Origin of the sequence: Pseudomonas sp. SID14000, assembly GCF_002165135.1 — a bacterium.
GTDB lineage: Bacteria > Pseudomonadota > Gammaproteobacteria > Pseudomonadales > Pseudomonadaceae > Aquipseudomonas.
Genome location: NZ_NFZQ01000008.1, coordinates 217,328 through 234,387, shown reverse-complemented (window position 1 = coordinate 234,387; position 17,060 = coordinate 217,328). Strand labels below are relative to the sequence as shown.

13 protein-coding genes are annotated in these 17,060 nt (G+C 64.5%); 7 read left to right on the top strand and 6 right to left on the bottom strand.

Features of this window, described 5'->3' with window-relative positions; translation table 11 throughout:
* Positions 1 to 167: 167 nt before the first annotated feature.
* Both CAY82_RS14305 and CAY82_RS14300 read right to left on the bottom strand, forming a co-directional pair.
* Positions 168 to 1,937 carry an acyl-CoA dehydrogenase C-terminal domain-containing protein gene (locus CAY82_RS14305; RefSeq protein ID WP_087501792.1) on the bottom strand — a complete coding sequence of 590 codons (1,770 nt, stop codon included), beginning with the start codon at positions 1,935 to 1,937 and terminating at the stop codon, positions 168 to 170.
* A 135-nt stretch (positions 1,938 to 2,072) separates the two neighbouring features.
* Complete coding sequence (locus CAY82_RS14300) at positions 2,073 to 3,695, bottom strand: acyl-CoA synthetase (RefSeq protein WP_087501791.1); 1,623 nt, start codon at positions 3,693 to 3,695, stop codon at positions 2,073 to 2,075.
* 193 nt (positions 3,696 to 3,888) lie between these two features.
* On the opposite strand from CAY82_RS14300, the gene CAY82_RS14295 reads away from it, so the two are divergent.
* The 5 genes from CAY82_RS14295 to CAY82_RS14275 all read left to right on the top strand — a co-directional run bounded on the left by CAY82_RS14295 (position 3,889) and on the right by CAY82_RS14275 (position 9,416).
* Positions 3,889 to 5,295 carry a sensor histidine kinase gene (locus tag CAY82_RS14295; RefSeq protein WP_087501790.1) on the top strand — a complete coding sequence of 469 codons (1,407 nt, stop codon included), beginning with the start codon at positions 3,889 to 3,891 and terminating at the stop codon, positions 5,293 to 5,295.
* Between the two features lie 15 nt (positions 5,296 to 5,310).
* Complete coding sequence (locus CAY82_RS14290) at positions 5,311 to 5,940, top strand: response regulator transcription factor (protein ID WP_087501789.1); 630 nt, start codon at positions 5,311 to 5,313, stop codon at positions 5,938 to 5,940.
* Between the two features lie 246 nt (positions 5,941 to 6,186).
* Positions 6,187 to 6,660 carry a MarR family winged helix-turn-helix transcriptional regulator gene (locus tag CAY82_RS14285; RefSeq protein WP_087501788.1) on the top strand — a complete coding sequence of 158 codons (474 nt, stop codon included), beginning with the start codon at positions 6,187 to 6,189 and terminating at the stop codon, positions 6,658 to 6,660.
* A 30-nt stretch (positions 6,661 to 6,690) separates the two neighbouring features.
* Positions 6,691 to 7,884 (top strand): HlyD family efflux transporter periplasmic adaptor subunit, encoded by a 1,194-nt coding sequence (locus tag CAY82_RS14280; protein ID WP_087501787.1) that lies wholly within the window; start codon positions 6,691 to 6,693, stop codon positions 7,882 to 7,884.
* Positions 7,881 to 9,416, top strand: coding sequence for a DHA2 family efflux MFS transporter permease subunit (locus CAY82_RS14275; RefSeq protein ID WP_087501786.1), 1,536 nt, complete (start codon positions 7,881 to 7,883; stop codon positions 9,414 to 9,416). The genes CAY82_RS14280 and CAY82_RS14275 overlap by 4 nt, the downstream gene beginning before the upstream one ends.
* A 49-nt stretch (positions 9,417 to 9,465) precedes the next feature.
* Here CAY82_RS14275 and CAY82_RS14270 read toward each other — a convergent pair whose 3' ends face one another.
* Both CAY82_RS14270 and rsxC read right to left on the bottom strand, forming a co-directional pair.
* Positions 9,466 to 10,413 (bottom strand): RnfABCDGE type electron transport complex subunit D, encoded by a 948-nt coding sequence (locus CAY82_RS14270; protein ID WP_087501785.1) that lies wholly within the window; start codon positions 10,411 to 10,413, stop codon positions 9,466 to 9,468.
* Positions 10,410 to 11,810, bottom strand: a complete 1,401-nt coding sequence (gene rsxC, locus CAY82_RS14265; RefSeq protein ID WP_087501784.1) for an electron transport complex subunit RsxC — start codon at positions 11,808 to 11,810, stop codon at positions 10,410 to 10,412. The genes CAY82_RS14270 and rsxC overlap by 4 nt, the downstream gene beginning before the upstream one ends.
* Before the next feature lie 251 nt (positions 11,811 to 12,061).
* Here rsxC and CAY82_RS14260 point away from each other — a divergent pair, with 251 nt between their 5' ends.
* Together CAY82_RS14260 and CAY82_RS14255 are read left to right on the top strand one after the other, a co-directional pair.
* A complete protein-coding gene (locus CAY82_RS14260) occupies positions 12,062 to 13,078 on the top strand; it encodes an FAD:protein FMN transferase (protein WP_087501783.1) in 1,017 nt (338 codons plus the stop codon).
* A 76-nt stretch (positions 13,079 to 13,154) separates the two neighbouring features.
* Entirely contained in the window at positions 13,155 to 13,901 is a 747-nt protein-coding gene (locus tag CAY82_RS14255) for an SDR family oxidoreductase (protein ID WP_087501782.1), read from the top strand.
* A 9-nt stretch (positions 13,902 to 13,910) separates the two neighbouring features.
* Here the strand turns inward: CAY82_RS14255 and CAY82_RS14250 are convergent, their stop codons facing one another.
* Together CAY82_RS14250 and mapR are read right to left on the bottom strand one after the other, a co-directional pair.
* A complete protein-coding gene (locus CAY82_RS14250) occupies positions 13,911 to 15,551 on the bottom strand; it encodes a PAS domain-containing sensor histidine kinase (protein ID WP_087501781.1) in 1,641 nt (546 codons plus the stop codon).
* A gap of 57 nt (positions 15,552 to 15,608) precedes the next feature.
* A complete protein-coding gene (gene mapR / locus CAY82_RS14245) occupies positions 15,609 to 17,018 on the bottom strand; it encodes a GntR family transcriptional regulator MpaR (protein WP_013972935.1) in 1,410 nt (469 codons plus the stop codon).
* Between the last annotated feature and the right edge of the window lie 42 nt (positions 17,019 to 17,060).

The following is a 17,060-nucleotide window of genomic DNA, read 5'->3' as shown; positions in this document are numbered from 1 at the left end:
GTCGGATGGCCAATGGTTTTCCAGCGTTTGTGAACCCTTCGCGCACAAGTATAGAGGCAGAAATACTGGGGCTGCTCTGCAGCCCATCACCGGCAAGCCAGGCTCCCACAGGAGCAGCACAAGGTCTTGGGCCTGCGCGATCCCTGTGGGAGCCCGGAGCAGGAGGATCAGAATTGTTCGGCTGTCATCCCATAAAGGCTTCCACTTCCCGCCCGAATACTCGCCTCCAGCCCCAACCCCCGCGGCAAGACCCGCTGGAAGAAGAACTCCGCACACGCAAGCTTCGCCCCATGAAACGCGGCATCCTCGTCACGCCTGGCCAACGCCACCGCCGCCATCCGCGCCCACATATAGGCATACGCGGTCAGCCCGAACAGTTGCAGGTATTCCACCGCCACCGCGCTGACCAGGTTGGCATCCTCGCCGGCCCGCGCCTGCAGCCAGGTGCTGGTGGCCTCCAGCCGCGCCAGGCTCGCTTGCAGGGCCTCACGATGCAACGGCGCATCCACGCTGAAGGCCCGCACCTCGGCGGCAAAGCTGGCCAGTGCCTGGCCGCCGTCAGCCAGCACCTTGCGCCCGAGCAGGTCGAGGGCCTGGATGCCGTTGGTGCCTTCATAGATCTGCGCGATGCGCACATCGCGCACCCGTTGCTCCTGGCCCCATTCGCGGATATAGCCATGGCCGCCATACACCTGCTGGCCGAGCACGCAGCTTTCCAGGCCGTTGTCGGTGAAGAACGCCTTGGCCACCGGCGTCAGCAGCGCCACCAGGCGCTGCGCATGCTCGCGCTCGCCAGCGTCTTCGGCGTAGCGCGCCAGGTCCAGCTGCTGGCCGACGTAGGCGGCAAACGCCCGGCCACCTTCGGTGAGGGTGCGCATGGTCAGCAGCATGCGCCGCACATCGCCGTGGTGGATGATCGGGTCAGCAGCCTTGTCCTGTGCCTGCGGGCCGCTGGCAGCGCGGCTTTGCAGGCGCTCGTTGGCGTAACGGGCGGCGCTCTGGTAGGACGCCTCGGCACAGCCGATGCCCTGGATGCCGATGGACAGGCGCTCGTAGTTCATCATCGTGAACATCGCCGCCAGGCCCTTGTTCGGCTCGCCTACCAGGTAGCCGACGGCACCATCGAAGTTCATCACGCAGGTGGCCGAAGCCTTGATGCCCATCTTGTGCTCGATCGAGCCGCAATGTGCGGCGTTGCGCACACCCAGGCGGCCATCGGCCTCGACCAGGTACTTGGGTACCAGGAACAGCGAGATGCCCTTGGCGCCTTCAGGCGCATCCGGCAGCTTGGCCAGCACCAGGTGGACGATGTTCTCGGTCAGGTCCTGTTCGCCGCCAGTGATGAAGATCTTGCTGCCACTGATGCGATAGCTGCCGTCGGCCTGGGGTTCGGCGCGGCTGCGGATCAGGCCCAGGTCGGTGCCGGCATGGGGTTCGGTGAGGCACATGGTGCCGGCCCAGCGGCCTTCGTAGAGGGGCGGCAGGTAGGTGGCCTTGAGCGTTTCGCTGGCGTGGGCATCGATCGCCAGGCAGCTGCCGGCGCTCAATGCCGAATACAGGCTGAAGCTGCAATCGGCGGCGTAGAGCATTTCTTCGAACAGCACGCCGAGCATTTTGGGCATGCCCATGCCGCCATGTTCGGGGTTGCCACCCAGGCCTACCCAACCGCCTTCGCGGTAGGTGTGCCAGGCTTCGCGGAAACCATCGGGGGTGGTGACTTGGCCTGCGTCGAAGCGCACGCCTTGCTCGTCACCGTTGCGGCTGAGCGGAGCGATCAGCTGGCCGGTGACTTTGGCTGCTTCCTCGAGGATGGCGTCGGCGGTTTCGGCGTCTATGCGCTCGGCAAGGGCCGGCAGGCGGGCCCACAGGGCCGGGGCGTTGAACACGTCATGCAGGACGAAGCGCATGTCGCGCAGGGGGGCGGTGTAGGTGGTCATCGGTAGCTCTTGAAAAGTGGGAAATCTGGGCTGGCCTCTTCGCGGGTAAACCCGCTTCCACAGGGATCGCACCAAACCTGAGCCTGTTGCTGTAGCTGTGGGAGCGGGTTTACCCGCGAAGAGGCCGCTACGGCTTCAGAGGGCTTTGGCCCGGTCGCGCAGCACGTACTTCTGGATCTTGCCGGTGGAGGTTTTGGGCAGTTCGCCAAACACCACGGTCTTCGGTACCTTGAACCCGGCCAGGTGCTCGCGGCACCAGCTGCTGATGTCGGCTTCGCGGGTGTCTTCGCGGCCAGGCTTGAGGGCAACGAAGGCGCATGGGGTTTCCCCCCATTTTTCATCCGGGCGCGCCACCACTGCGGCTTCCAGCACCGCCGGGTGCTTGTACAGGGTGTCTTCGACCTCGATGGTGGAGATGTTCTCGCCACCGGAAATGATGATGTCCTTGAGCCGGTCCTTGATCTCGACGTAGCCGTCGGCATGCCACACGGCCAGGTCACCGGTGTGGAACCAGCCCCCACGGAAGGCTTCGGCGGTGGCCTCGGGGTTCTTCAGGTAACCCTTCATCACCGTGTTGCCGCGCATGAAGATCTCGCCCAGGGTGTTGCCGTCACGCGGCACCGGTTCGAGGGTTTGCGGGTCGGCGACCATCAGGCCGTCGAGGGTCGGGTAGCGCACGCCCTGGCGGGACTTGATCCGTGCACGTTCTTCCAGCGACAGTTGGTCCCATTCGTCATGCCAGGCACACACGGTCACCGGGCCGTAGACTTCGGTCAGGCCGTAGGTGTGGGTGACCTGGATGCCCATCTCTTCCACGGCGCCGATGACCTTGGCCGGTGGCGCGGCGCCGGCGACCATGGCCTGCACCGGGTGCTCGATGGCTGCCTTGGCCGCCTCGGGCATGTTGACCAGGGCGTTGAGCACGATCGGCGCGCCGCACAGGTGGCTGACCCGGTGCTCGCGGATCAGGGTCAGGATCTTCTGCGGGTCGACCCGGCGCAGGAACACATGGGTGCCGGCGAGCGCGGTGATGGTCCACGGGTAGCACCAGCCGTTGCAGTGGAACATCGGCAAGGTCCACAGGTATACCGGGCGATGGCCCATGGCCCAGACCATCTGGTTGCCCAAGGCGTTCAGGTAAGCGCCACGATGGTGGTAGACCACACCCTTGGGGTTGCCGGTGGTACCGGAGGTGTAGTTGAGCGAGATCGCCTGCCATTCGTCATCAGGCCATTCCCAGGCAAAGTCCGGGTCACCTTCGGCGAGGAACGCCTCATAGTCCAGTTCGCTGATCGCACGGCCTTCGCCATACTCCGGGTCATCCACATCCACCACCAATGGCGGGTGTTCGAGCAAGGCCAGGGCCGCTTCGATGACGGTGTGGAACTCGCGGTCGGTAATCAGCACCTTGGCCTCGCCATGCTGCAGCATGAAGGCGATGGCCTCGGCGTCCAGGCGTACGTTCAGGGTATTGAGCACTGCGCCGGTCATGGGCACGCCAAAATGGGCTTCGAGCATGGCCGGAATGTTGGGCAACATCACCGCCACGGTATCGCCACGGCCGATACCCCGTCCTGCCAGGGCGCTGGCCAGGCGACGGCAGCGTTGGTAGGTCTCCTGCCAGTTGCGGCGGATGGCACCGTGGACCACCGCCGGGTAGTTGCCATACACGGCAGCGGTGCGTTCGATGAAACTCAGCGGGGTGAGGGCGACATGGTTGACGGCAGCGGGCATCAGGCCCTGGGCATAGATCGACATGCGGTAATCCTGTAGGGGAGGCAGGCACAACCTGTGCGCTTGGCCCCCGGTGGCTGATTGTTAGCTCTGTTCAGGGTGCTGGGGGCAGACGCTGGGCCGCTCCCCTTGTCGCAGTTTTACGCGAATGGCTATGGTATTAGGAATATCGACTATAGCAATATAGTAAAACTACTATAACAACGAGCCGCCTATCGTGGACAACACTGCCTATCCGTTGCTCGCCAAGGACCCACAACCCAGCCTGATGCTGGCCGGCGACGCCAGGCCGCTGGCACTCAACCCGGCGCTGCAGGCATGGGTCGATGAAGGCCCGGCACTGGCCTGCTGGCTGCCGGGCAACTGCGCCGCCCTGGTGCGCGCCTGCCTGCGCCAGCGCCGGGCGATTGCCGACGTCGAAGTACAGGTCGGGGAACGCATCGTGCTGTGGAGTTTCATCCCTGACGACCAGGGCCAGAAGGTGCTGGCGCGTTGCCGCGATGCCAGTGACGAGCGCCACGGTGCACGCGAGGCCAGCCGTGCCCGGCGCTTGTACCGGCTGATCATCGAGAACACCACCGACCTGATTTCCCGGCACAGCCCTGATGGTCGTTTCCTCGATGCTTCTCCGGCAGCATTCCGCCTGCTTGGCCTGTGGCCCGAGCAACTGCGAGGCATGGCCGTGCATACCCTGCTGCACCCGCGCGAACGCCGCCAGGTGTTGCGCCAGGCCGCCGCCGCTCTGGACCAGGACGGCTACCACACCATGACCTGTCGGGTGCGTCAGGCCGCAGGCGGCTACCGCTGGTTCGAGATCGCCAGCCGGGCCATCCGCGAAACCTACACCGGCGCGGTAGTGGAGGTGGTCAGCGTGTCCCGTGACATCACTCTGCGCATCGAAGCCCAGGAAAGCCTGGCGCACAGTGCCCGCTTGGCCACCTTGGGTGAGCTGGCTTCGGGCATTGCCCATGAGATCAACCAGCCGTTGGCTGCAGTGGTCAACTACGCCAACGCCAGCCAGCGCTACCTGCAGGGCCTGGATCGCGACCCGCAGGCCCGCGAGCGGGTAGGGCAGGGCCTGCAGCGCATCAGCGAACAGGCTACCCATGCCGCCGAAGTGATCCGCCGCCTGCGCGCCTTTCTGCGCAAAGGGCCACGCCGCCTGCAAGCGCTGGATGTGGCCGAGGTAGCTGGCGAAGCCATGCGCCTGTGCGCCTGGGAGGCTGCGCGAGACCAGGTGGTGATCGAGCTGCGCATGAGTGCGCAACTGCCCTTGGTGTATGCCGACCGGGTACTGTTGGAGCAGGTGCTGTTGAACCTGCTGCGCAACGCCATCGATGCCAACCGCGAGCAGCATGGCGAGCGGCCGTCACGTATCCTGCTCGGCGCCGCGCGTGATGGCGATGGCGTGCTGGTCGAGGTGGCCGACCAGGGCCCGGGCGTGGCGCCCGAGCGTCTGGATGAAATCTTCACGCCGTTCACCACCAGCAAGGCCGACGGCCTGGGTCTGGGCCTGAGCATGAGCCGCAGCCTGATCGAAGGCTTTGGCGGTAGCCTGTGGGCGCGAACCGGTGACAACGGTGGTCTGGTACTGTGCTGCCGCCTGGCGGTCAGCAGGGGATAAGGAGGCGAGACGGCGGTGCAAGCGAAAGTGTATGTCGTCGATGACGACCAGGGGATGCGGGATTCGACGGTGTGGCTGCTGCAGTCGGTGGGCTTGCAGGCCTTGCCGTTCGCCAGTGGGCAGGCGTTTCTCGATGCCTGCGTCGACGATGGGCCGGCCTGTGTGCTGCTGGATGTACGCATGCCGGGGTTGGGTGGGTTGGCGGTGCAGCAGGCGATGCGGGAGCGTGGGTTGGGATTGCCGGTGATCTTCGTCAGCGGCCATGCCGATGTGCCGATCGTGGTGCGGGCGTTCAAGGCCGGCGCCTGCGACTTCATCGAAAAACCCTACAACGACCAGTTGCTGCTCGACAGCGTACAGGTCGCGCTGGAGCACGCCGGGCGGGCACGCCAGGATGACCAGGCGTTGGCCCAGGTGCAGGCGCGCATCGATGGCCTGACACCGCGCGAGCGTGATGTGTTCGTGCCGCTGGCCCAAGGGTTGAGCAACCGCGAGATTGCCGAGCGGCTGGGCGTGAGCGTGAAGACGGTGGACCTGTACCGGGGGCGGGTGATGAAGCGGTTGCAGGCCGATAGCCTGGCGGAGTTGGTGGGCATGGCCATAGCCTGCGGGGCGGTGGAGGCATTGGGCCTGCGAACACCGTAGCAGGCCTTGACGCATGGCCCTGTAGGAGCGGCCTTGTGTCGCGATGGGGCGCGAAGCGGCCCCAGGTTTTGTGCCCCAGCAGAAATTGCCGGGGCCGCTTTGCGGCCCATCGCGACACAAGGCCGCTCCTACAGGGGGCAGCGCAAGGGGCGGAAATCATGAAATTTTCCATAGCAACCTAATCAAAGCTTTGACATTCACTGCCTAAGCAGTAATATTTTTACATATTTACTCGAGCAGTCTCCGATGGCCCATTTCTCCCCTGAAAACTTCCAGACCTGCGCAATCGGCATGCTGTTTGGCCGCGCAGCGATCCTCAAGGACCGCATTCTCGACTGGCACCTCGAATCCGAAGGCGTCACCGCCGCGCAGTTCAAGGTGCTGATCATCGTCACCCAGTACCAGGTGGACACCCCTGCCGAGCTGTGTCGCTACCTGGGGCTGGACAGCGGGTCGATGACCCGCATGCTCGACCGCCTCGAGCAGAAGGAACTGATCGAGCGCAACCGCTGCGCCGACGACCGTCGCCAGGTGCGCCTGGTCCTTACCGCCGATGGCCAGCGCCTGGCTGACCGCCTGCCGGAAATCGGTGCAGCGGCCATGAACGAGTTGTGCGGCGCACTGGCACCCGAAGAGCTCAAGGCCCTGGAAGGCCTGCTGGTCAAGGTCCTGCTTGCTGCCGGCGACCCATTGACGATCCGTCGCTTCGGCGATCGTTGATCCCTGTCACGAATTATCCAAGGTATTGTCATGGCCACTCCCGCAGACACCTCGACCCCCTCCGCCGCGCCCGAGCCGTCGCGCAAGCGAAAGGCCTGGCTGCTTGGCCTGCTGTCAGTGCTGATCCTGGCCGGTGTCGGCGCCTGGGCCTGGTACAGCCTGGTCGGGCGCTGGCACGAAAGCACCGACGACGCCTACGTCAATGGCAACGTGGTGGAGATCACCCCGCTGGTCACCGGCACCGTCACCAGCATCGGTGCCGATGACGGCGACCTGGTCCACGCCGGCCAGGTATTGCTGCAGTTCGACCCGGCCGACAGCGAGGTGGCCTTGCAGTCCGCTGAAGCCAGGCTGGCGCGCAGCGTGCGCCAGGTGCGCGGGTTGTACAGCAACGTCGACTCCCTCAAGGCCCAGTTGGAAACCCGGCAGGCCGAACTGCGCAAGGCTCAGCAGGACTTCAACCGGCGCAAGGTCTTGGCCGACAGCGGTGCGATCGCTGCGGAAGAACTGTCCCATGCCCGCGATGACCTGAGCGTGGCCCAGGCCGCTGTCAACAGTGCGCGCCAGCAACTGAGCACCAGCAGCGCGCTGGTCGACGATACCGTGGTGTCCTCGCACCCTGAGGTGATGGCCGCCGCAGCCGACCTGCGCCAGGCCTACCTCGACCACGCCCGCACCACCCTGGTGGCGCCGGTCACCGGCTACGTCGCCAAGCGTACCGTGCAGCTGGGTCAGCGCCTGCAGCCGGGCACCGCGACCATGGCGGTGATCCCGCTGGACCAGGTGTGGATCGACGCCAACTTCAAGGAAACCCAACTGCGCGACATGCGTATCGGCCAGCCTGTGCAGATCAGCGCCGACCTGTATGGTAGCGAGGTCAGATACAGCGGCACGGTCGACAGCCTTGGCGCCGGCACCGGCAGCGCCTTCGCCCTGTTGCCGGCGCAGAATGCCACCGGTAACTGGATCAAGATCGTCCAGCGCGTGCCGGTGCGCATCCACCTCAGCCCCGACCAGCTCAAGGACCACCCGTTGCGTATCGGCCTGTCCACCGTGGTCGAGGTCGACCTGCACGACCAGAGCGGCCCGGCCTTGGCCCAGCAGCCACCGCAGCAGGCCAGCTACACCACCCAGGTCTATGACCGTCAGCTGGTCGAGGCCGATAACCTGATCGCACGGCTGATCCACGAAAACAGCGCAACCGACAAGACGGCCCAGCGATGAGCACCAACGCTGCTGCCCAGTTCACGCCGCCGAGCCTGCTGCTGACCACCATCGGCCTGTCGCTGGCGACGTTCATGCAGGTACTCGATACCACTATCGCCAATGTGGCCTTGCCTACCATATCCGGCAACCTGGGGGTGAGCTACGAGCAGGGTACCTGGGTCATCACCTCGTTCGCGGTGAGCAACGCCATCGCCTTGCCGCTGACCGGCTGGCTCAGTCGGCGGTTTGGCGAGGTGAAACTGTTCATCTGGGCCACGCTGCTGTTCGTGCTGGCCTCGTTCCTGTGCGGTATTGCCCAGTCGATGCCGGAGCTGGTCGGTTTTCGCGTATTGCAGGGCGTGGTGGCCGGGCCGTTGTACCCGATGACCCAGACCTTGCTGATCGCCGTCTACCCGCCGGCCAAGCGCGGCATGGCCCTGGCGCTGTTGGCGATGGTCACGGTGGTGGCGCCGATTGCCGGGCCGATCCTCGGCGGCTGGATCACCGACAGCTACAGCTGGCCGTGGATCTTCTTCATCAACGTGCCCATTGGCCTGTTCGCCGCCGCCGTGGTGCGCCAGCAGATGCGCACCCGGCCGGTAGTCACCAGCCGCCAGCCGATGGACTACATCGGCCTGCTGACGCTGATCATCGGCGTCGGCGCCTTGCAGGTAGTGCTGGACAAAGGCAATGACCTGGACTGGTTCGAATCGTCGTTCATCATTGTCGGCAGCCTGATCTCGGTGGTGTTCCTGGCAGTGTTCGTGATCTGGGAACTGACTGACCGTCACCCGGTAGTCAACCTGCGTCTGTTCGTGCACCGCAACTTCCGTGTCGGCACCATCGTGCTGGTCGGGGGTTATGCCGGGTTCTTCGGCATCAACCTGATCCTGCCGCAGTGGCTGCAAACGCAGATGGGCTATACCGCTACGTGGGCAGGTCTGGCGGTGGCACCGATCGGCCTGTTGCCGGTGCTCATGTCGCCGTTCGTGGGCAAGTACGCGCACCGTTTCGACTTGCGTGTGCTGGCCGGGCTGGCGTTCCTGGCGATCGGCACCAGCTGCTACATGCGTGCCGGGTTTACCAGCGAGGTGGACTTCCGGCATGTGGCGTTGGTGCAGTTGTTCATGGGTATCGGCGTGGCGCTGTTCTTCATGCCGACCTTGAGCATCCTGCTGTCCGACCTGCCACCGCAGCAGATTGCCGATGGCTCCGGCCTGGCAACCTTCCTGCGTACCTTGGGCGGCAGTTTTGCGGCGTCGCTGACGACATGGATCTGGATTCGCCGGGCGGATCAGCACCATGCCTACTTGAGCGAACACATCAGCCAGTTCGACCCGGCCACGCGGCATACCCTGGAGCAGTTGGGCGGTGCCAGCCCGCAGAGCTATGCGCAACTGGAGCAGATACTCAACGGGCAGGCGTACATGATGTCGACGGTGGATTATTTCACCCTGATGACCTGGGTGTTTGCCGGGTTGATCCTGCTGGTGTGGTTCGCCAAACCGCCCTTTACCGCCAAGGCGGGGCCGGCGTCGGCAGGGCATTGAGCCCGACCGGAAGAAGCCCCAAGGCTCTTGCGCTTGCTAATTGCCCACATCAGGTACTCGCTGCGTACCAGGGGCGTTGCATGCGCAGCACCAACCGGTCGATTTGCGGCACCAGCAGGTTGCCGGCCAGCACGGCGAAGCAGAGACCATCGGCATAAAGCCCGAATTCGCGAATCAGTTCAGTCAGCGTGCCAACTGTCACGCCGAAGAGGATGCGGCCGGCGCGTGTATCGGGGCTGGTGACCGGATCGGTGGCGATGAAGAAGGCGGTGAACAGATAGCCACCCAGACTGAGGTTGTACACGCTTTCCTGCAGGCTATGGCCGGCGACCATGCACAGCAATACTGTGCTCACCAGCATCGCCAGCGGAATCTCGATGCGGATCACCCGCAGGCAAGCCAGTATCAAGCCGCCGGCAATGTAGCCGTACCCCGACAGATTGTGGGTGACATGGGTGAACTCGTTCTGCGCCAGCTGAGTGGCGCCGGCGAACGCATCGAGCTCCAGGCGTGGCACCAACTGTAGCTGTTGGAGCAGAACCGCCTTGGCGTCCAGGGTTGCGGTCCAGGGGGCATGATTCGATGGCGCGGGGTACAGCTGCTGGTAGAAGCAGATGGCAACGACCCCCAGGCCAACCATGGCAGGGTTGAGACGGTTGCGACCAAGGCCTCCACTGGCGTGCTTGCATAGTGCGAGAGCGGCAAAGCTGGCCAGGGCGATCATCCACAACGGCACCATCAGCGGCAATGCCCGAGCCAGTATCAGGCCTAGCACCAGCCAGCTGAGGTCGCTCAAACCCTCGCCTACTTTACGTCCGCGCAGGCGCAGCAGGCCAGCTTCGAAGCCCAGGGCGAACAGCACGCACCAGAAGGTCTGCAACCAGACCACAACGCCAAATTGCCAGGCATACAGGACGGTGCCCGGCAGAAGACACAAGATGACCAGCAGCATCACGGTGCGTAGTCGTTGCGGAATGGGATGGCGTACCAGGCTCATGCACGTACCTCCGTCTTGCTCTGGCGGAAGCGTTCGCGCAGCGGGATGTTGCTCGGACAGATGCTGCTGCAGCTGCCGCATTCGATACAGGCATCCAGGCGCAGTTCCTGCAGGCTGGCCTTGTCAAGGCGTTCGGCGGCAGCGTAAAGGTCCAGCGGCCTGAGCGACATCGGGCAGACATCCACGCAGCGCGTACAGCGAATGCAACTGCTTGCGGGCCGGGTTGCCGGCAGGTAGCGCTCAGCACCGAATATCAGGCAACTGCTGGTCTTGCTGATCACAGCGGTGGGGGCCGGTAGCGGCTGCCCCATCATCGGGCCACCGACCTGGGTCAGTTGTCCGGTGGGGGCTGCGCCAGCAATCCCGCGCAGTACGCTGACCGGGTAACCCACCGGCACCAGGACATTGCCGGGGCGCTCGCAGTCACCGGTCAGCGTCAGCACGCGGCTAGTCAGTGGTTCGCCCTGGAAGATGGCCCGGCCCAGTGCGTGGAGCGTTGCGACATTCAGCGCCAGCACGCCGATGTCGGCAGGCCGGCTCCCTGGCGCCAGGTTGCGGCCACTAAGGCTCTTGATCATCAACGGCTGCCCACCCGCCGGGTAACGCTCAGGTAGCGGGCATATCTCGACCCGGGTGCGCGCGTGGCGAGCGGCGGCACGTAACGTGGCCATCGCCTCCGGTTTGTTGGTCTCGATACCAAAACGGGTCGCCGTTATTCCCAGCAGGGCGGCGATATAGTCGGCGGCCTCGATCAACGCCTCGGCATTCTCGCGCATGAGGCGGTCATCGCAGGTAAGGAAGGGCTCGCATTCGGCGCCGTTGATCAGCAGCAAATCGGGCTGCTGTGCACCGGCCAGCTTGAGGGCTGTGGGGAAGCCTGCCCCACCAAGGCCGACAATGCCCATCTGCAGTGCACGCTCGACCAGCGCCTCCGGGGTTTGCGGCAGGCCCGGCAGCGGGCGCTCGATCCACTCATCCAGACCATCTGCGTTCAGAATGACGGCCATGACCGGTTCGGCCGAGTCGGCCACGAAGGCGAGATCGATCCGCTCCACGATGCCGGAGGTGCTGGCATGTACCCAAGCGGTGTTGTCATCGCCAATACCGATCACCTCGCCCTTGCGCACATGCTGTCCGGGCTGCACGCAAGGCTGGACAAACCGGCGACCCCGCCCGAGCGGAATTGACAGCTGTATTTTTTCGACCGCGACCGGCGCAATCGGTGTGCCGTTGGATAGTTCCTTGTATCCCCTGAGCTCGATCCCTCCGTGCCAACTACGCTGAGAGGAGTAGGCGATGGCCAGCAGGCGCCGCCAGAAAGGTTTCTGTTGCGGCTGACGCTGGGCGCGGATGCGGCTCTGCAGGCGTTCGACGCTCTGCAACGAATGGCTAGACATATTCTGTCCTCCAATTTTTGGGCAAAAAACGCCCCCTGTGCGCTTATGCACATGATGGTTTTATTACGTCCGGGGCGTTTAGCGGAAAGGGAGGGGGATGGTTGATCACCCGCGCAAATCAGAGTGTTGAATGAGGAATTTGTTCGGTTCTTGACCAGGTCTGCTGATGAACGGTAGGCCAATTGCCATCGTGCAATTCTGGTGAAACAGCCTGCGCCGCGAAGGGGCGGCCAGAGTCTGCGAGGTGTCGAATGATGCGCGCATGCCTGCTGGTGATGCTGTTGACGTTGCTGTATGGCTGCGGCGAAAGGATCGAACGCTTTTCCGGGCCGACCATGGGGAGCACTTACTCGATCCAGTACGTACCCGCCGCGCAGACCCCCGACTCACAGCAAGTAAAGGCCGAAGTCGAGACGATACTCGAAGCGCTCGACCAGCAGTTCTCCAACTGGCGCGGCGATTCCGTGGTTTCCCGCTTCAACGCTCTGCCAGCCGGTACCTGTCAGGCGGTGCCGGAAGAGATGCAGCAGCTGCTGGTGTACGGTCAGTTGCTGTTCCGCGAGAGTGGCGGGGCTTTCGACCTGACGGTGTTGCCATTGATGAATCTCTGGGGCTTCGGTCCGCAGTCGCGAGGGAGGCAGGTGCCCGACGCCAGTGCGCTTGCGCGGGAGCGGAGCCGCGTAGGGCTCCAGCACGTGCGCCTGGATGGAGAAAAGCTGTGCAAGGATGTGGCGGCGCAACTGGATTTCGACAGCATGCTTGCCGGTTATGCAGTGGATCGGGTCGGCGACAGGCTTTCGGCCCTGGGCATCCAGGCCTATCTGGTCGAGATCACCGGCGAACTCAAGGGGGTCGGCCGCAAGCCGGATGGCTCGCCCTGGCGCATCGCCCTGGAGGTGCCGAGCGGTGGGCGCGAGCAGCAAGTGGAGCGCGCCATTGCCCTGGATGGCTACGGCGTTGCCACCGCCGGTGATTACCGCAACTATTTCGAGGAAGGTGGCCAGCGCTATTCGCACACCTTCGATCCACGTGTCGGCAGGCCAGTCAAGCACGCGCTGGCGGCAGTGTCGGTGGTCGACCCTTCGGTGCTGCGTGCCGATGCCCTGGATACACTGTTGATGGTGCTCGGCCCGGAGGAAGGCTATGCATTCGCCGAGCGGCATGACGTCGCCGCTTATTTCATCATGCACCAGGGGCTGGGCTTCGTTGCTCGGGCGACGCCGCGGTTCGAGTCGTTGTTTCCCTCGCAAGGCAAGACCGGGCAGTAACCGAAGGAATGGTCATTCCCATGGGTAGCCTTTTCCCCTATTGTCGATGCTCCGTTCCCAAACGATTGGCAGATCCATGGAGAAAGTCATCGTCATCACCGGTGCCAGCCGCGGCATCGGCGCCGCCACGGCACTGCTGGCCGCCCGCCAGGGCTACCGCATCTGCATCAACTACCACACCGACGACCAGGCCGCCGAGAACATCCTCAGCCAGGTCCGCGCCCTGGGCGCCAAGGCCATCACCGTGCGTGCCGACGCCAGCGTCGAGGATGAGGTCATTCAGCTGTTCCTGCGCGTGGACGAAGAACTTGGCCCTGTCACCGCGCTGGTGAACAACGCCGGCACCATCGGCCAGCAAAGCCGGGTCGAGGACATGTCCGAATTCCGCCTGCTCAAGGTCATGAAGACCAACGTTATCGGCCCGATGCTCTGCACCAAGCACGCCTTGCTGCGCATGGCACGCCGGCACGGCGGGCAGGGCGGAGCCATCGTCAACGTGTCGTCCGTGGCCGCACGCCTGGGTTCGCCCAACGAGTACGTGGACTATGCCGCTTCCAAGGGCGCCCTCGACACCTTCACCATCGGCCTGGCAAAGGAAGTGGCAGGCGAGGGCGTGCGGGTCAATGGCGTACGACCAGGCTACATTCATACCGGGTTCCATGCGCTGTCCGGTGACCCCGACCGGGTCAGCAAGCTTGAGCCCGGCTTGCCCATGGGGCGCGGCGGGCGCCCCGAGGAAGTGGCCGAGGCCATCCTCTGGCTGCTTTCGGAGAAAGCCTCGTACTCTACCGGCAGCTTCATCGACCTGGGCGGCGGGCGCTGAGCGTGCCCGTCAATCCTCCAGCAGCCGTCCGATCCGTTCGCCGAGCGTGTTCAGGTCGAAGGGTTTGTGTAGCAGTTCGGTGCGCCTGCCGGGCTGGGGGCAGGGCGCCGTGTCAGTAGTGTCATAGCCGCTAATCAGCAATACCGGGGCATGCTCCACGAGGTCCTGGTAGGCCTCGGCAAGCTGGTAACCGTCGACCCGTCCAGGCAGGTTGACATCGGTGATCAGCAAATCCGGTGGCGGCCCTTCCTGCAGCGACTCAAGCGCCGGGAGGCCTCCCTCGAAAGCCTGCACCTGGTGGCCCAGCTCCGTCAGCACTTCGATCAGTACCAGGCGCAGGGCCGGTTGGTCCTCCACCAGCATGATCCGGCGCACGTGCGTCTGTACGGGCTCGATGGGGGATGTGGCTGGTTCGTCGTGGCGAACTGCGGGAGAGCAATCATCCTGGGGCAGGTACAGGTGAACGCACGTGCCTTGCCCGGTAACGCTATCGATCAGCAACTGCCCCCCGGACTGGCGAACAAAACCGTAGGCCATGGACAACCCCAGGCCGGTGCCCTGACCCAGTGGCTTGGTGGTGAAGAAGGGTTCGAGGGCGCGCTGCAGCACCGCACTGGACATACCCGCGCCGGTGTCCTCGACACTAATGTGCAGATAGCGGCCCGCCGGCAGTTCCAGGTGTTTGGCCTCTGCCGCCGCGAGATCGGCGTTTTCACAGCCGATACGCAGGGTGCCGCCCAGCGGCATGGCGTCACGGGCATTGATGCACAGGTTGAGCAGGGCATTTTCCAGCTGTTGCGGGTCGACACGGATCGACCATTGCGCGGCTAGCGTCTGGTCCTGGAAGTCAATATGCGGGCCGATCGAGCTGCGGATCAGGTCATGCATGTCGGCGACCAGGCGCTGCACATCTAGCGCTTGTGGCACTAGTGTCTGCTGGCGCGAAAAGGCCAGCAACCGCTGTACCAGGGCTGTGGCGCGCAGTGCGTTGTTGCGGCTGAGCTCGAGCATGCGGGCAGTGTCGGCAAGGCGTTGCTGGCCCAGACGTTGTTCTGCCAGCTCCAGTGCGCCAAGCAGGCTGCCCAGCAGGTTGTTGAAGTCGTGGGCGATGCCACCGGTCAACTGGCCGACCGCCTCCATCTTCTGCGATTGGCGCAGGGCCTCTTCGGCCTGGCGCAGACGTTCCTGCTCGGCCAAACGCTCGGTGATGTTATAGGCCAGCATGTAGCCGCCCTGGATCCGCTGCTGCGCATCGCGCAACGGGTGGTAGCGGAGCTCGTAATGGCGGGGGGCGTCAGGCGGGCCGAGGGTAATGGTATCGACGAAGGCTTCGCCGGCTAGCAGGCGTGACCACACCGGTGCCAGGCGGCCCATGATTTCAGGCTCATTGGCCAGAAACTGCGGGACGTAATCACCGATCTGCGGCACGAAACCACGGTAACGCTCGAAGGTTTCCCTGGCCATGCGGTTGATCGCCACCAGGCGCATCTTGCGGTCGGCGGCAAGCACGTTGGCCAGGCTGTTGTCGAGCAGTTCGCCCAGCAGTTGGCTGTGGGCCTTTGCAGCGTCTTCGCGTTCGGCCAGGCGAGCTTCCAGTTCTGCGACACGCGCTTGCAACTGTGCCAATGACGGGAGCGAATCTGCTTCCATGACGAGGACCCGGTGAGCGGACCGGACAACTATAGTCGCCCACCGGGTCATCAGCCATCAGAACGAGCGGATGATGCGCCCCAGGGTTTCCATGGCCCGTTCGGCATCTTCATGCCAGGGGCTGCCGTAGTTCAGGCGGATGCAGTTGCCGAAGCGCCGGGTGGGCGAGAAGATCGGCCCGGGGGCGATGCTTATACCTTGGGCCAAGGCCATGTGGAACAACTTGAGGGCGTCCATCTGCTCGGGCAGTTCCAGCCACAGGAAGTAGCCGCCGGATGGTTGGCTGACCCGCGTCTGCGCCGGAAAGTGCCGGGCGATGGCTGCCAGCATGTTGGCCTGCTGGCCTTCCAGGGCATAGCGCAGCTTGCGCAGGTGGCGGTCGTAGCCGCCGTGCTGCAGGTAGTCGGCGATGGCCGCCTGGGCCGGCATCGAGGCACACAGCGAGGTCATCAGCTTGAGTCGCTCGATCTTTTGCGCAAAGCGCCCGGCCGCCACCCAGCCGATGCGGTAGCCAGGTGCCAGGCTCTTGGCAAACGAGCCGCAGTGCATCACCAGGCCCTGGGTGTCGAACGCCTTGGCCGGCTTGGGCGCCTGCTGCGCGTAGTAAAGTTCGGCGTACACGTCGTCTTCGATCAATGGCACCTGATGGCGCGCCAGCAGCTCCACCAGTGCCTGCTTTTTTGCCTCCGGCATGCTGGCGCCCACCGGGTTCTGGAAGTTGGTCATGCACCACACCGCCTTGACCGGGTGCTTTTCCAGGGTCTGCGCCAGCACGCCCAGGTCCATGCCTTCGCGCGGGTGCACAGGGATTTCCACTGCCTTGAGCTTGAGCCGCTCCAGTACCTGCAGGCAGGCATAGAAGGCGGGGGCTTCGATGGCCACCAGGTCGCCGGGCTGGGTGACGGCTTGCAGGCACAGGTTCAGGGCCTCCAGCGCGCCGTTGGTGATCAGCAGTTCCTCCATCGGCAGCATCAGCCCGCCGACCATGTAGCGCAGGGCAATCTGCCGGCGCAGCTGCGGGTTGCCGGGTGACAGGTCGGTCACTACCATGCGCGGGTCCATGCTGCGGCTGGCGCTGGCCAGCGAGCGTGACAGGCGTTGCAGCGGGAACAGTTCAGGGCTGGGGAAGGCCGAGCCGAACGGCACGGTATTGGGGTCCTTGATTGAGTCGAGGATCGAGAACACCAACGCGCTGACGTCGACGTCGGTGGACTCGCTGACCGGCTGCAATGCCTGCGGCTCGCTGAACTGACGCGGTGCGTGGGCGTTGACGAAGTAGCCCGAGCGCGGTCGGGCTCTAATCAGCCCGCGCCTTTCCAGCAGGTAGTAGGCCTGGAACACGGTGGACGGGCTGACCCCGTGGGTCTGGCTGGCATAGCGCACCGAGGGCACCCGCTGGCCGGGGCCCAGCACCCCGGAGCGGATCAGTTCGGCGATGTCGTCGGCAAAGCGTTCGTAGCGTTTCATTCTGGCCTTCTGTCGAAGCCTGGCAGGCAAGGTGGAGTCAGT